At 32.4% G+C, this 16,032-nt stretch carries 14 protein-coding genes; 3 read left to right on the top strand and 11 right to left on the bottom strand.

Translation table 11 applies throughout. From position 1 onward, the window contains the following. Positions 1 to 61 precede the first annotated feature (61 nt). Together OD803_RS01375 and kynU are read right to left on the bottom strand one after the other, a co-directional pair. Positions 62 to 1,459, bottom strand: a complete 1,398-nt coding sequence (locus tag OD803_RS01375) for an FAD-dependent oxidoreductase (RefSeq protein ID WP_262732086.1) — start codon at positions 1,457 to 1,459, stop codon at positions 62 to 64. 73 nt (positions 1,460 to 1,532) lie between these two features. Next, positions 1,533 to 2,801 carry a kynureninase gene (gene kynU, locus OD803_RS01370; RefSeq protein ID WP_262732085.1) on the bottom strand — a complete coding sequence of 423 codons (1,269 nt, stop codon included), beginning with the start codon at positions 2,799 to 2,801 and terminating at the stop codon, positions 1,533 to 1,535. A gap of 138 nt (positions 2,802 to 2,939) precedes the next feature. Here kynU and OD803_RS01365 point away from each other — a divergent pair, with 138 nt between their 5' ends. Together OD803_RS01365 and OD803_RS01360 are read left to right on the top strand one after the other, a co-directional pair. Next, positions 2,940 to 4,328, top strand: a complete 1,389-nt coding sequence (locus OD803_RS01365) for a sensor histidine kinase (RefSeq protein WP_262732084.1) — start codon at positions 2,940 to 2,942, stop codon at positions 4,326 to 4,328. A gap of 103 nt (positions 4,329 to 4,431) precedes the next feature. Further along, on the top strand, positions 4,432 to 5,232 hold the full coding sequence (locus OD803_RS01360; protein WP_262732083.1) for a class I SAM-dependent methyltransferase: 801 nt from the start codon (positions 4,432 to 4,434) through the stop codon (positions 5,230 to 5,232). Here the strand turns inward: OD803_RS01360 and msrA are convergent. The 3 genes from msrA to OD803_RS01345 all read right to left on the bottom strand — a co-directional run bounded on the left by msrA (position 5,229) and on the right by OD803_RS01345 (position 7,907). Beyond that, complete coding sequence (gene msrA, locus OD803_RS01355; RefSeq protein ID WP_129759229.1) at positions 5,229 to 5,909, bottom strand: peptide-methionine (S)-S-oxide reductase MsrA; 681 nt, start codon at positions 5,907 to 5,909, stop codon at positions 5,229 to 5,231. The genes OD803_RS01360 and msrA overlap by 4 nt on opposite strands. Positions 5,910 to 6,030: 121 nt before the next feature. After that, a complete protein-coding gene (locus OD803_RS01350; protein WP_129759228.1) occupies positions 6,031 to 6,810 on the bottom strand; it encodes a zinc ribbon domain-containing protein in 780 nt (259 codons plus the stop codon). 2 nt (positions 6,811 to 6,812) lie between these two features. Then, positions 6,813 to 7,907: a Nif3-like dinuclear metal center hexameric protein gene (locus OD803_RS01345; RefSeq protein ID WP_262732082.1), complete on the bottom strand. Its 1,095-nt coding sequence runs from the start codon at positions 7,905 to 7,907 to the stop codon at positions 6,813 to 6,815. A gap of 49 nt (positions 7,908 to 7,956) precedes the next feature. Between OD803_RS01345 and lpxK the strand changes: the two genes are divergently transcribed. Next, complete coding sequence (lpxK, locus tag OD803_RS01340) at positions 7,957 to 8,967, top strand: tetraacyldisaccharide 4'-kinase (RefSeq protein ID WP_262732081.1); 1,011 nt, start codon at positions 7,957 to 7,959, stop codon at positions 8,965 to 8,967. Here lpxK and OD803_RS01335 read toward each other — a convergent pair. The 6 genes from OD803_RS01335 to OD803_RS01310 are packed head-to-tail and all read right to left on the bottom strand — an operon-like array spanning position 8,964 to position 16,032. Next, the gene (locus tag OD803_RS01335) at positions 8,964 to 11,189 is read right to left on the bottom strand and encodes an ATP-binding response regulator (RefSeq protein ID WP_129759225.1); all 2,226 of its coding nucleotides are present in this window, start codon (positions 11,187 to 11,189) and stop codon (positions 8,964 to 8,966) included. The genes lpxK and OD803_RS01335 overlap by 4 nt on opposite strands. 48 nt (positions 11,190 to 11,237) lie before the next feature. Further along, the gene (gene gap, locus OD803_RS01330; RefSeq protein ID WP_262732080.1) at positions 11,238 to 12,236 is read right to left on the bottom strand and encodes a type I glyceraldehyde-3-phosphate dehydrogenase; all 999 of its coding nucleotides are present in this window, start codon (positions 12,234 to 12,236) and stop codon (positions 11,238 to 11,240) included. 1 nt (position 12,237) lies between these two features. Continuing rightward, positions 12,238 to 13,116 carry a lipoyl synthase gene (gene lipA, locus OD803_RS01325; RefSeq protein WP_129759223.1) on the bottom strand — a complete coding sequence of 293 codons (879 nt, stop codon included), beginning with the start codon at positions 13,114 to 13,116 and terminating at the stop codon, positions 12,238 to 12,240. A 50-nt stretch (positions 13,117 to 13,166) separates the two neighbouring features. Next, positions 13,167 to 14,381, bottom strand: a complete 1,215-nt coding sequence (locus OD803_RS01320) for an Nramp family divalent metal transporter (RefSeq protein WP_262732079.1) — start codon at positions 14,379 to 14,381, stop codon at positions 13,167 to 13,169. Further along, complete coding sequence (locus OD803_RS01315) at positions 14,381 to 14,929, bottom strand: RNA polymerase sigma factor (protein ID WP_262732078.1); 549 nt, start codon at positions 14,927 to 14,929, stop codon at positions 14,381 to 14,383. The genes OD803_RS01320 and OD803_RS01315 overlap by 1 nt, the downstream gene beginning before the upstream one ends. Continuing rightward, positions 14,920 to 16,032: a glycosyltransferase gene (locus tag OD803_RS01310; RefSeq protein WP_262732077.1), complete on the bottom strand. Its 1,113-nt coding sequence runs from the start codon at positions 16,030 to 16,032 to the stop codon at positions 14,920 to 14,922. Before OD803_RS01310 ends, OD803_RS01315 begins: the two co-directional genes overlap by 10 nt.

Below are 16,032 nucleotides of genomic sequence, written 5' to 3'. Positions count from 1 at the left end.
GAATCTATTCATGTTCTTTTGTGGTTAAAATGGATTCCGCATCGTAGTGCGGAATGACAACCTACTTCAATCCAGCAATTCTATCGTCTTCTAGGATGTTTTCGGTTTCAGTTTTTACCTTTTCTAAATTCAATTTTAAATCGTCTTGAATATTCAATTTGCCATCTGCTAGCATATTTAGAATTGCTTTGTCTTGTGCGCGACCTCTTAACATGGCTTCTCTATAACCAATATCTTCGTTAAAAGTTACTAGAGAATACTTTGAAGAATAGTCATTAGGAAAATGCTTTTCTAAAGCCATTTCTAAAGTGCGTTTTTCTCTAAAGTTTGCATGATTAACATGACCTTTCATTTCGTGGAAATTATCGATAGCTAAGTCAGCAATGGCATCAGTGTCTTTTTTGCGAGATTTTTCATAAATCTTGAAAATGGTTTCCCAATCGTCATGACCTTCATCTAGGACTTTATCAAATTCTACAACATCTTCAAAGGAAGCATTCATACCTTGACCATAAAACGGAACAATAGCATGTGCAGCATCTCCCATTAAAAGCGTATTGCCTTTGTAATGCCAAGGCGAACATTTTACTGTGCCGAGAGGTGCTGTTGGGTTTTCAAAGAAATCGTCAACAAGATTAGGCATGAGCTCTAGAGCGTCTTTAAAATATTTTCCGAAGAACTCTAGAACACGCTCTTTTGTGGTTAGATTATTGAAATTGTATTCGCCTTCATCATAGCTTAAAAATAGTGTTACTGTAAAACTACCATCGAGATTTGGTAATGCTATAAGCATAAACGATTCGCGTCCCCAAATATGCAACGCATTTTTATAGGTTTTATAGCTTCCGTTTTCACCAGGAAGAATACTTAATTCTTTATAGCCATGTGTTAACCAATCTTGCGAAAAACTAAATAGAAACTTTTTTCCCAAATAATAGCTTTTACGCATTGCAGAACCTGCTCCATCAGTAGCAATAATAACATCTGCGTCTTCAATAAATTCAGTGTTGTTTGTGTAATCTTTAAATAGAGCTGTCGTTTTTTCGAAATCTACCGATTTACATTTTCTGTTGAAGTAAATGGAAACATTTTTATGCTTTTCAGCTTCGTCAAGTAAAAGTGCATTGAGTTCACCTCTTGAAATAGAATTTATAAATTCATGTTCACGACCACTATAAGGAGCTAAAACAGTATTGCCTTCTATGTCATGAAGCATACGACCATTCATGGGAATACAAAGGTCTTTTACTTTGTCTTCAATACCAACTAGTTTCATGGCTTTGTTGCCACGATCAGAAAAAGCTAGGTTAATGGAACGACCTGCAGAAATATCTACTTTACGTAAATCAGGACGCATTTCCATAACAGTAACGTTAAAACCTCGTTGTCCTAAGCGTAATGCTAATAGTGAACCGCAAAGTCCTGCGCCAATAATGAGTATGTTTTGTTGTTTAGTCATGTTTAATTGTCATTCTGCGCTACGACGCAGAATCTATTTGTTTGGATTCCGCATCAGGTGCGGAATGACAAGTTTAATTTAATATTTCTTTTAATTTTTCAACCATTCTATACACATCTTCAAACGTGTTGTACAATGGTACAGGAGCGCAACGAATAACGTCAGGTTCTCTCCAGTCGGTTATAATATGAGCTTCGGTTAATTTTTTATGTAAACTTTTATCAGCATTTTTTACTTGAATAGATAGTTGACAACCTCTTTCGTTTGGGTTGGATGGTGTAATGATTTTTATTTGGTCATTATTTAATTCATTCAATAAAAATTCAAAATAACCTGTTAGTTGTTCTGATTTTTTACGAAGTGCAGCCATGCCAACTTCGTTAAACATATCTAACGATGCTTTTATAGCAGCCATTGATAAAATTGGAGGATTACTGAGTTGCCAACCCTCAGCGCCTGGAATAACATCTAACGGTTGGCGCATGTTGAATCGTGTGTCTTTATTGTGGCTCCACCAACCAGCAAAACGTTTTAGTTTTGTATTGTGTGCATGTTTTTCGTGTACAAATAATCCAGCTAAACTACCAGGTCCTGAGTTTAAATATTTATAAGTACACCAAGCAGCAAAATCTACTCCAGAGTTGTGTAAATCTGGTTGAATGTTTCCTGCGCCATGAGCTAAATCGATACCTACCATACAGTTTTTGGCATGACCTAACTCAGCAATTTTTTTTATGTCCAAATATTGTCCTGTGTAGTAATTTACACCACCAATAAGTAGTAATGCAATTTCATCACCTTGTTCGTTTAGTATAGACTCTAAATCTTCAATGTTTAAAAGTTCTTCTCCTTTTCGAGGTTTCCATTCAATTAAACCTTCATTTGCATCAAACCCATGAAATTCTAATTGTGTTTGTACAGCATATCTATCGCTAGGAAAAGCATCACTTTCAATAACTATTTTATATTTAGTTTTTGTAGGTTGATAAAAACTAACCATTAACAAGTGAAGGTTAGTGGTAAGTGTGTTCATTACAACCACCTCAATAGGTTTTGCGCCTACAATTTTTGCCATAGAATCAGTTAAAAACTCATGATAAGGCATCCAAGGGTTTTTGGCTTCAAAATGACCTTCAACACCAAAATCAGCCCAATCATCTAACTCTTGTTGAATATACTTTTTTGTGTTTTTTGGTTGTAATCCTAGTGAGTTTCCTGTAAAATATAACCAATCGTTTCCATGTTTGTCTTTTGGGATGTGGAATTGGTTTCTGTAGTGTGATATTGCGTCATTTTGGTCCTGTTCTCTTGCAAAATCAAGCCCTAATTTATAATTGGTCAATTGAATAAAATTTTGTGTTGTTAACAAAAATAAGAATTATTTTATGCACTTATGGTTATAAAATACAGTATATAGCTTTAGAATTGAGTAGATTTGTATTAAATAGATTTGTTCGCCCCAGACTAACACCTCATTACAATGCTAAAAAATCTTTGGTTTTCATATAGAAAGTGGTACATAAACTACCTTGGGTTGCAAAATCACAAGTATGAAACCGATAGATTGTCTTATTATAGAGATAACCTTTTCATATCTATATTTACACTAACCATTGTGCTTGGAGCTATTTCTTATATCCCAAGTATTACTGCTGCGATTATTTTAGATAAATGGTTTGTGTTTTATGCAGATACTATTGCATTTGCTATTTTATTGTTTGCTTTTTTTTATAAAAGTTTTAGTTTAAGTGTTAGAAAACAAGTGTTTACTGTAACTTTTTTCTTGCTTTCTTTTGGACTGGTTTTAGATTTAGGTCTGGGAGGTAATGGTCCAATTTTGCTGTTTATGCTTAGTGTTTTGGTTACATTGTATAGTAGTACTAAGTCTGGAGTTAATTCGGTTTTGTTAACAGCTCTGTTTTATTCTGTTGTCTTGCTGGTTAAGTATTTTAATATTGTTGAAATTACTTTTTTTCTAGAAGGACCTTTTGAAGGTCTAGTTATTGTTTTTACCAATAATGTTATTTTTAGTTTACTAACAGTGTATTCTGTTTCTTTTTTAATTAAACAACTACATAAAGCATTTGTTAAGGAAAACCAACTTCAAGAAATGCTTAAAAAAGAGCATGAGATTACTATTAATGCAAAAAATGAAGCTGAACGCTCAAATAAGCTTAAAACAGCCTTTTTAAGCAACATGAGTCATGAAATTAAAACACCAATGTATGGTATTGTTGGTAGTGCAAATCTATTGAAATCTAATACGGATTCTAATGAAGAGAATAATCAGTATTTCAGTATTATTGAAGATAATAGCAATTTGTTGCTAAACATGTTTAATGATGTTTTAGAGATTTCAAAATTAGAAAGTGGTAATATGGCTCTCAATATTTCGAGCATTAATATTTACAAATTGATAGATGACCTTAGAAGTGAGTTTGCTAAGAAAGCTATGGAAAAAGATATCCAATTATCTGTAAATTTTAATTGTGACACTAACTATAGCCTAATGAGCGATGAAGAAAAGCTAAAGAAAACATTAAGCCATATTATCGACAATGCAATAAAGTTTTCAGGGCATAAGAGTAAAGTGATTATATATTGTAATTATTTAAATCCTAATGCAATTGAATTTGTAATAAAAGATAATGGTATAGGCATATCTAAAGATCAATTAAATCAAGTGCATTTGCCTTTTTTTATCACTGATTTAGATAATAAAGCAGGTATACATGGTACAGGGTTGGGGTTAGCTATAGCAAAAGCTTATATAGAAAATCTTGGAGGTCAACTACATATTAAAAGTGAATTAGGCGAGGGAACTGAAGTGTCTTTTCAGTTAATGGATTATAATAAAAAAGCGCCTTGAAGAAACAAGGCGCTTGCTGAATATATATAGACGCATAAAGCGGGATATTTTATACAATATATACGTATCAAAATTGTACTTTGGATGTTTTAAAAGCTGAAATATGGAAAACTTAACAAAATATTTTGAAACCAATAAGGCAACTTGGAATGAAAAGACCAAGATTCATGTTGAAAGTGGAATGTATGATCATGAAGCTTTTAAAAATGGAGCATCTTCACTTATGCCATATGAGTTAAAGGCTTTAGGTGATGTTAAAGGAAAGTCTTTGTTGCATTTGCAATGTCATTTCGGTCAAGATACTTTAAGTTGGAGCAGGCTAGGAGCTAATTGTGTAGGTGTTGATATAAGTGATGAAGGTATTCGATTTGCCCAAAAGCTAAATGAAGAACTAGAGTTAGATGCCGATTTTGTGTGTTGTAATGTTTTAGAAACCTCTAAGTATGTTACTGATACCTTTGATATTGTTTTTACAAGCTATGGTGTTATTGGTTGGTTACCAAATTTAGAGCCTTGGGGACAAATGATTGCTGATCGTTTAAACAAAGGAGGTGTTTTTTATATGGCTGAGTTTCATCCTATAGTTTGGATGTTTGATTATCTAGAAGGCAAACCTATTATGAAATATGGTTACATGCAAGATGAAGTAATCTATGAGGAGTATGAAGGTACTTACGCTAATACCGATTCAACAATGATTAGTAAGGAATATGGTTGGAATCATGGGTTGAGTGAGGTAATCAATGCATTAACTAAAGCAGGATTACGAATAGACTATCTAAATGAGTATGACGAAAGCCCATATAACGTACTACCAGATTTAGAACAAACCAAATCTGGTATGCATGCTACTAAGGATAAACTTTATCCTTTAATATTTGAGATAAAAGCAACTAAGGTTTAGTTGTCTTTGTTTATAATGTCTTTAGCTTCTTTTTTTACTAAGTAAGGACATGATCTTTTAAACTGCTCCAAACGTTTTCTAGATACATTTTGAATGTAAGCATTATTTGGATTGCGTTCTTCGAAATCTTGATGATAATCTTCAGCTTCCCAAAATTTTTGAAACGGCATTATTTCGGCAGCTATAACAGCATTTAATTTGGTTGCCCATTTAGCTTTTTGGGTTTCAGCTATTTGTTTTTGCTCGTTATTTTGATAAAAAATAATAGAGCGATATTGCGAACCTCTATCAGGACCTTGACCATTAACTTGTGTTGGGTCTTGAGAGCTAAAATAGACTTCAACCAAATCAGAAAAACTTACAACCTCAGGGTCGTAAATTACCTCAATACTTTCAGCATGACCTGTTCTACCAGTATTGCTAGATTGGTATGTTGGGTTATTAGTATGACCTCCAGAATATCCTGAGATTACTTCGTCTACACCAATAACACTTTGGTAAATAGCTTCAGCACACCAAAAGCAACCACTTGCAAAATAAGCTTTAGCTTTTCCGTCTTTTAAAGGAACTTCAACAGGTTCTAGAGTCATTAAAGCTTGTTGTTTTTTATTGGTTTGAGCAGTGTTTTGGCAACTAAATAAAAGGGTAATAACTAATATTGAAATGTAATTTTTCATAGGTAATTTTCTTTTTATAGTCGTATAAAGATAATTAACCTTAAAAATGAAGTGTGAAAATTTTATTAAATAAAAAACCCAGACGTTGCGGTCTGGGTTAAAATATGCATTTTAAAATGGATTATAACTTAGCAAAAAGCTTTTCCATTTTTTCTTTTTGTTCTTCAGCTAAAGCTGCATCAACTAGGATACGACCACTGTGCTCATCAGTAATTACTTTTTTACGTGAAGCAATTTCTACCTGCACTTGAGGTGGAATAGTAAAGAAAGAACCACCAGATGCACCTCTTTCAATTGGTACAACAGCTAATCCGTTTTTTACGTTATTACGTATTCTTAAATACGCTTTTACTAATCTTTCGTCAATTTGCTTTTGGTACTCTTCAGACTTTTTAATTAGAGCTTCTTCTTCTTTTTCAGTTTCAGCTAAAATAGCGTCTAGTTCACCTTTTTTGTGCTTTAAGTGTGTTTGACGGTCTTTAAGCTTACTTTTAGTTTCAGAAATAATTTCTTTTTTCTGTTCTATTTGAACCTTAAATTCTTTAATGTGCTTTTCAGCCAATTGAATTTCAAGTTCTTGATATTCTATTTCTTTTGTAAGTGAGTTGTACTCTCTGTTGTTTCTTACATTTTTTTGCTGCTCGCTGTATTTTTTGATTAAGGCTTTAGCTTCTTCGATTAAATTCTTTTTAGCTTTGATGTCCTCATCAATCATTTCAAGATTAGAACCTAATTTTTCTAGTCTTGTATTTAAACCTTCCACTTCATCTTCAAGGTCTCTAACTTCTAAAGGGAGTTCTCCACGCACATTTCTTATTTCGTCTACTCTCGAGTCGATTAATTGTAAGTCGTAAAGGGCTCTCAATCGATCTTCAACAGAAACTTCAACTTTTTTTGCCATAATTATAAATACTTTACCGGATTTGTATTTGTCATTGATAAAACGACTGCAAAATTAGTAATTTTTTTTGATAGATAGTCAGCTAAAAATGTTTTTGTGTGTTGTTCGCTCTCATAATGACCAATATCCATTAAGATTATTTGGTCTTCTGCAGCAAAAAAATCGTGATATTTTAGATCTGCGGTTATTAAAACATCAGCATTTACTGACTTTGCAGCAGATATCGCAAAACTACCTGAGCCTCCAAGCACAGCAATTCTTTTAATGCCATCTTTTACGATTTTTGAATGACGAATTGCAGTGACATTCATTTTTTCTTTCACATAGTTGAAAAAATCAGTAGTTGGCATTTCTTTTTCAAGCTCTCCAACCATACCTATTCCTATGTTTTGGTTATAATTATCTAGAGTTGTTATTTCATATGCTACTTCTTCGTAAGGATGATTTTTAAACAAAGCAGTAACAATTTTTGATTCTAAATGTTTACTAAACGTTACCGAAATTTGAGTTTCTTCTTCAAAATGTAGCACGCCTTTTTCTCCAATAGTAGGGTTTGAAGATGCATTACCTTTGTAAGTGCCAATGCCTTCACTGTTAAAGCTACAATGATCATAATTACCAATAGCTCCTGCGCCAGAATTAAATAAAGCAGTTCTTAACACTTCAGCATTATTTTTAGGAACATAGGTTGTGAGTTTTTTAATTGTGCCTTTTTGAGGGATAAGAATTTTTTTCGATTCAAGGTTTAACTGGTTACAAATAATGTCATTAACACCATGTAGAGCATTGTCTAATGCAGTGTGGATAGAGAAAATAGCAATATTGTGCTTAATGGCTTTAATTACTACACGTTCAACATAAGTGTTGCCATTTAGTTTTTTTAAGCCTTTAAATATTATAGGATGAAAACTAACAATAAGGTTGCAGTTTTTTTCAATGGCTTCGTCAACAACAGCTTCCAGCGTGTCTAAAGTGACTAAAACACCAGTCAATGGTTCGTTTTTATCACCAACTAAAAGTCCAACATTGTCAAAATCTTCGGCATAGTTTAAAGGAGCTAGTTCTTCTAAATAATTAATTACATCTTTTATAAGCATAATGGCAGTAAAGTTTGTATCAAAGATAAAATATTATACTTTAGTTGCGATGAAGTTAATACGAAACATATTGTTGCCTGTTGTACCAATTTATTATTTGGTAACCTGGTTGCGAAATAAGTTTTACGATGCTGGGATTTTTAAATCCACATCTTATGATTTTCCTTTAATAGCAGTTGGTAACTTGAGTGTTGGAGGTACAGGAAAAACACCAATGATAGAATACTTAATTAGATTGCTAAAGTCTAATTATGAAGTGGCAACCTTGAGTAGAGGTTACGGAAGAACCACTAAAGGCTTTGTGCTAGCTGGTGAAAATACTGATGCAATGCGTGTTGGAGATGAGCCTTTTCAGTTTTATTCAAAGTTTGAAACTATTAAAGTTGCTGTTGATGCTAATAGGAGAGAAGGTATTGCCAATTTAAGGGCTTTAACCCCTAAGCCAGATGTGATTTTATTGGATGATGCTTTTCAACATCGAAAAGTAAAAGCTGGTTTTTATGTATTGCTAACATCTTACAATGCGTTGTATGTAGATGACTTTTTATTACCAACAGGAAATTTAAGAGAACCAAAGCAAGGTGCAAAACGAGCTAATGTAATAGTAGTTACCAAATGTCCATCTAGTTTATCTGAAAAAGAAAAAAGTGAGATTATAAAACGGTTGAAGCCAAATGCTAATCAAGATGTGTTTTTTAGTTCTATTGAGTATTCTAATACTATTTATAGTTTAGCAGAAGAGCAACCTCTTGAGTTTTTTAAAGATAAAAAAATTACTTTGGTAACAGGTATTGCTAATGCGAACCCGCTAGTTGAGTATTTAAAATCAAAAGCATTAGACTTTAAGCATTTGAACTTTAAAGACCATCATTTGTTTTCGGAAAATGAGATTAATGCATTGAAAGAAGAACACATTATATTAACCACCGAAAAAGATTATATGAGACTTTCGCCTCATTTTAAAGGAGAAGGGAATCTCTACTACTTACCAATACAGGTAAGTATAGATGGTAAATTGAGGTTTGATAGATTAATTAATAATTACATTGAAAGCTGTTAAATAGCCGTTGGACTTTGGTTTTGTACCAAGGCATTAAACAGTTTTCTTTCAAAATCTTCTTGTTTGAATGGTTTTGAAATAATATCATCAAAACCAGCTTCATCAAACTCGTGCATTTTGTCTTCTAAGGTTACAGCTGTTAAGGCAAAAATAGTAAGTTCCTTATCAAAGGTTCTTATTATTTTAGTGGCTTCTAAACCACTAATTCCAGGCATGTGGATGTCCATTAAAACTACATTGTAGCTCTCTTCTTTTACCTTTTCAACAGCTTCTTCGCCATTATCAACAACATCACAATAAAGATTCATTTTATTCAGAATTTTCTTTGTAATCATTTGGTTGATTTTGTTATCCTCAACCACTAAAATTTTAATGTTACTTAAGTCCAATTCGTTGATGTTTTTAGAAAAATTCTCTTTTTTAACTTTTACAGTTTCTTCAGTGTAGGCAAGTGGTATTTCAAAAAAGAATGTTGATCCTTTTCCTAATTCACTTTTTAAATAAATTTTACCTTTTAATATCTCAATAAGTCCTTTTACAATGGAAAGCCCTAGACCTGTTCCACCATATTTTCTGTTAATTTGAATAGAGCCTTGTGAAAAGCTCTCAAACATATTTTCTTGCTTTTCTTTAGTGATTCCAATTCCGTTATCTTCAATTTCAAATCGCACATTAAAGACACCATTTTTTTCGTTGATCTTGTTAACTCTTACCCAAATGTCTCCATCTTTAGTAAACTTTATAGAGTTACCAATTAGGTTGATAAGGATTTGAGAAATCTTTAATTGATCAGCTTCAAACGTTGTTGGAAGGTCTTTGTCATATTCGTAATGCATTTGAATATTATTATCCAATGCCGAATTATTTAATGCTGAAATTACATTTTCAACTTTGCTTTTAAGATTGAAAACCTCAGGATCTAACTCAACTTTGTTGGCTTCAATTTTATTAATTTGAAGAATATCATTAATGAAGGTTAATAAATAGTCTCCCGAAAATTTAAGCGATTTTAAATGTGGTATCTGGTCTGGTTTCGGGTTTTCATCCAATAACATGTTTGTAAGACCAGTTACAGCATATAAAGGTGTTCTCAACTCATGAGTTACGGTTGATAAAAAGTTTGCTTTGGTTTTTGAGGCTAACTCAGCTTTTTCTTTTGCGATTACCAACTCATCATTCTTCTTATGCAGCATGTTGTTGGTTTTTAGCCTTATGTTGTTGTTTTTGTATAAAGATAGAGTAAGTAAAGAAAGGATAGTAATTAAAGCAATACTCAATATAGTTGTGATTTTTGTAAGATTATTTTCTTGATCTTTTTCTTTTACTTGAGCTTTTAGCTGTTGGTTTTCAGCGTCTTTGTATTCATTTATAAATTGTGCTCTTTTTTCAGGAGAAAGATTTTCTCTTTTAATATCTAAAATAGAGTCAGATAACCTAATGTGTTTTTTAAGGAATTCATTAGCAAGCTTATAATTACTGCTTTTTTGATAAATATCACTTAGTGTTAAATAGCTTTCGTTAATGCTTTCAACAATATTGTTGTCTTTTGCAATGTCCAAACCTTCTTTGGTCATTGAAAGTGCTAAGTTGTTGTTTCCAAGCTCTTGTAGTACTTTTCCGCTGTTTATTAAAGCACTACTTAAAATACTATTTTGCTTATACTTTTTTGAAAGTATTATAGACTTTTCAAGTAATGATTTTGCGGTTTTATAATCTTCTAGTTTTATGTAAACTTTAGCTTCATTTAGGCATACTTCAGAAATGTATTCTTCCATATCCTCTTCTTCAAACTTAGTTTTAGCTGAATTAAAATAACCTAAAGCAGTAGTGTAATCTTTTAAGTTGTAGTTAATAATTCCCCAAACATTATAGGTAGTTGCTAAATTAGCGTAGTCATCAATGCTTCGTTGAATTTCTGCCGACTTTGATAATGATAATAGTGCGTTTTCAGGTTCGTCAACAGTAAATTGTAATCTGGCAATTTTAGTATGAATAATACCTTCACTTTTTTTATCACCTAATTTTACTGAGATTTCTAGCGCTTTTTCGAGGTTGTCTTTGGCGCTGTAGTAATTACCTCTTTCGCTATCAAAAGATGCTTGGGTAATATGGTTTTCTAAACGCAATTCTAAAATATCAGCATCATCTACAGCGTTTTGCGATGATAATTGAGTAGAAAAGCAAACTAAAAAAATAACTATGTAGTACTTAATTTGGGACATATTTAGACCACTTTAATTGAACAAATATAATTATTTATTCGATAAAAGTTATGATTTATCCGATAAATTGCAAATTAAATCTAAAATTCTTGAAGAATAACCAGTTTCATTGTCGTACCAGCCAATAATTTTAACCATATTTCCAATTACTGAAGTCATTTGAGAATCGAAGATGCATGAATGCGTATTTCCTACAATATCAATGGATACAATAGGGTCTTCAGTGTACTCCAAAATACCTTTTAAGTAGGTTTCAGAAGCAGATTTGAAAGCAGCGTTTACAGCTTCTATTGAAGTACTTTTTTTAACATTGAAGGTAATATCGGTTAAAGAACCATTTGCAACAGGAACTCTAATACCACAACCTCCAATAACATTGGCCAAATCAGGGAAAATTTTGGTTAAAGCTTTTGCAGCACCTGTAGTTGTTGGTACTATTGACTGTCCTGCAGCTCTTGCTCTTCGTAGGTCTCTATGAGGTTGGTCGTGTAAACTTTGATCGGTTGTGTAAGAATGTACAGTAGTAATGTAAGCTTGATTGATACCACAAAGTTCATTAATAATTTGAATCATTGGAGCAGCATTATTTGTGGTGCATGAAGCGTTGGAAAGTATAACTTCTTGCTGATCAACAATGCTATCATTAACACCTAAAACTACAGTTTTTATGTCATCTTCATTTGGTGGAACTGAAAGAATTACACGTTCTGCTCCATTTTTAATATGATATTCGAGGGTGTTTTTATCCTTAAATTTTCCTGTAGCTTCAATTACAAAATTGACATTGTAAGGACTCCAATCAATATCTTTAGGATTGTTTTTATTTAGTAAAGGAATGGTTTTGTCATCAACGATGATGTTATTTTCATCATGAGAAATTTCTTTGTTGAAAATACCGTGAATACTATCGTACTTAAGTAAGTGGCTTAGCGTTTTAGTATCAGCAAGATCATTGATAGCGACAACTTCAATGTTTTTGTAGTTTTGAATAAGCCTAAAAACACGTCTGCCTATTCTTCCAAAGCCATTAATAGCAACCCTTGTCATTTTAGTTGATGTGTTTTTGCGCTTTGTAAGACGATCTAACTAAAGCGCTACTTTCTACATGACGGAAACCTAAACCAAGTCCTATTTCTTCGTATTCTTTAAATTGGTCAGGAGTAATAAATTGCTTAACAGGTAAGTGTTTTTTGCTTGGTTGTAAGTATTGACCTATTGTTACTACATCAACATCATTTTCTTTTAGGTCATGAAGCGTCTCAATAACTTCTTCTCTGGTTTCACCAAGTCCTAGCATAATACCAGACTTTGTTCTGCGTTGTCCTTGAGCTTTTAAATATTTTAAAACACCTAAGCTTCTATCGTATTTTGCTTGAATACGAACTTCTCTTGTTAAGCGTCTCACAGTTTCAATATTGTGCGAAACAACTTCAGGTGCTACATCTATAATTCTGTCAATATGTTGTTCAATACCTTGAAAATCAGGAATAAGTGTTTCCATTGTGGTATTAGGGTTCATTCTACGGACTGCTTTTACAGTTTCAGCCCACATAATGCTTCCCATATCTTTTATATCATCTCTATCAACACTAGTCAATACAGCATGTTTAATATTCATTATTTTTATGGAACGTGCTACTTTTTCAGGTTCGTCCCAATCAAGTGTTTCTGGTCGTCCAGTTTTAACACCGCAAAATCCGCATGAACGTGTGCAAATGTTACCAAGAATCATAAAAGTTGCAGTTCCTTCTCCCCAACATTCACCCATGTTAGGGCAACTTCCTGAGGTGCAAATTGTATTTAATTTGTACTTGTCAACAAGACCTCTTAGTTCAGTATATTTTTTGCCTGTAGGTAACTTTACACGAAGCCATTTTGGTTTTGGTTGTCTTTCAGTTGAAGTATTTGTAGCAGTTTCTGTATTCATTTATTATCAATTGCAGATGCAAAGATACAAAGTATAATCTTAAAATGATGTTATAATGTAGTGAGATACCAAATGCTGAATGCAAATAAAAATAGAATTCCTAACCAGCTTAAAATATGCATTGTAATAGATGGTCTCCACTCTTTTGGTGTATTTTTGCTGCTAATGAGTTTATAGTTTATAATAGCGTAAAAAGGCGCTGTTAAAAAAGATAATATTGTTGCTACTTTAACAAGTAAAACCATTTCTGAAGCTAGCAGAAAAAAGATGCAAATAGTCCCTGTTGTTAATAGTAAAATCCAAAATAAATAACCTTTTTTTAATGAGTTTTTAAACAATAGCTGAGACGTCCTGTTCATTGCTCTTGGTGAAGCATCTAATGTAGTTAAAGTTGTACTGAACATGGTGGTAAAAGCTGCAATTGCAATAATGATATAAGACCAATTACCAAGGTTTTGCGTGTATAATTTTACCAATTGATTACAAAAAACATAGGATTTACTGCTAAAGGTTTCACCAGATTGAAACATTACCAAAGCTCCTAATGCTATAAAACCTAAACCAATAATAATGGCAGCAGCGTAACCAACATTAAAATCTGTAAGTGATGATTTTACAGTAAGGTCTTTAGTTTCTTTTTGTTTTTCTATTGCCCAAAGCGAATGCCATATTGAAATGTCTAAAGGCGCAGGCATCCAACCCATAAATGCAATTAAAAAGCCAACTTCAATGCTGCCTTTTGGTAAAACCTGAGAGAAGGAAACGCTGTGTTCATTGTTTATTAATGCAATTATAACAGCCATAATGGTGCTTATGGTGAGAGTTATAACTATAATCTTCATTAATTTATCCAGAAAGTTATAACGACCTTTTATTAAAATGCCTAAGCAGATAACTAAAATGATAATACTCCATACTTCAACAGTAATAAAATCTCCAAAAAGCGTAGAAGCTAAACCAGCAGTTACAATAGTTACAGCAGCTTGAATGGTAAACATTGTTGCAAAGGTGAGTAAGAAATAGATGATGAGAACACCTTTGCCTAGTTTTTTGTAACCGTCTAAAAGGCTTTCACCTGTAGCCATTGCATAACGAGGTCCAAACTGAAAAAAAGGATATTTAAACAAATGAACAATTAATAAAGCCCAAACTAACCCAAAACCAAAATCGGCTCCAGCTCTTGTGGATTGTACCAAATGAGAAACACCTATTGCTGCTCCAGCAAACAATAAACCAGGACCTAGGGTTTTTAAATTAAATCGCATTACTTTTTAGTAATAATTTCAGCTAATAACTTTTTTGCTCTTAAGAGTTTTACTTTAACATTATTAATTGGTTCCTTAAGTTGTTCAGAAATTTCTTTGTAACTCAACTCTTGAAAATACCTAAGGTTAATAACTTCTTGGTAATGAGGCTTTAGTTTTTTTATGTCGCGAAGTAGCTTTGCTAAATTTTGTTCGGTAATTAATTTATCTTCAGGAGAAGGAGACTCATCAATAATACCATAATATTCGTTTTCAACATCGCTATTTACAGTGTTTGAAATTGATGATTTTCGTTTTCGAATTAAATCTATATGAATGTTTTTTGAAATGGTAATTAACCAAGTTTTAAAAACATACTTATCATCATAAGTGTGAATTTTATCAAAAGCTTTTGAGAATGTTTGAATGCTAATGTCCTCAGCGTCATTTTCGTTTTCGGTTCTTTTTAATTGAAAACCATAAACGTCATTCCAAAATTTATCCAATAAAAAGTTAAACGCCATTTGGTCATTTAGCTTAGCTTTTTCAATGGCTTCTTTTACTTCCAATGGTTAGGTTTTGATTTCAGATTTTTTATAAATATAAAGAATTGTACAACAATTAAAAACAATTCTAGAATAGGGAGTAGAGGGAGTAAATCTTTTTCGTCTAGCTTTTTGGCGTTACTACCCATTATAGCGTAAAAAAAGATAAGCCTAAAAGTAATTAACGACACTACTATTTGCCATTTAAACATAAAGCTTAAGAGTGCAATTGCTAAAATCCAAAACAAGAATTGTGAACAGTAAAACAGTGTCAATAAAACTTTGTGTTTTGTTTTATAACGATTAGCAGTACTTATATGTCTTCTTTTTTGAAGAATCCAATCTTTAAAGGTTGTTTTAGGTTTGGAAATGGTAAAACTGCTTTTTGATACACAAATTGTAGTGTTTTTTGAATTTCCAATTTCGTTTACAAATAAATCGTCATCACCAGAGTTTAAATCAATATGGTTCATAAAACCTCTGGCTTCATAAAAGGTTTCGCTTCTGTAAGCTAAGTTTCTACCAACAGCCATGTAAGGCAACCCTATTTTTGTGTAAGAAAGGTATTGAGTTGCGGTTAAAAGAGTTTCAAATCGTATTAGCTTATTTAAAAACGAGCCTTTAATTTTCTGGTAAGCACCATAGCCAATTACAATAGATTTTGTATTTGAAAAATGACTACTCATTTCGCTAATCCAATGCTTTGATGCAGGCTTGCAATCGGCATCAGTAAATAACAAAAAGTTGTTTTTTGCAGCTTTAATACCTAATGTAAGCGCATATTTTTTGTTTCCCCAAAAGGCTTCAATGTTTTTTACATTTACAATTTTAATAGTGTTAAATTGACTTTTGAAGTGTTCCATCACTTCTAAAGTATCGTCTTTTGAACTGTCGTTTATGAGTACAACTTCAAAGTTGGGATAGTCTTGATTTAGAATAGATGGAAGGAATTCCTTTAGGTTTTCAGCCTCATTTTTGGCACAAATAATGACTGAAATAGGACTATTCTTTGGTTTCTGTTCGTGAGGTTTTGAGAACGAAAACCTTCCAAATAAAATAATATAAAAAAATGCTTGAATAGCTGTAACTAATATAAATATATAGAACAGTATTTCTAGTATAAGCAT

It is taken from the genome of Gaetbulibacter sp. NE, from assembly GCF_025548475.1.
GTDB lineage: Bacteria > Bacteroidota > Bacteroidia > Flavobacteriales > Flavobacteriaceae > Gaetbulibacter_B > Gaetbulibacter_B jejuensis.
The sequence above is the reverse complement of the archived record's forward strand: the minus strand, read 5'-3'. Positions and strand labels throughout refer to the sequence as shown.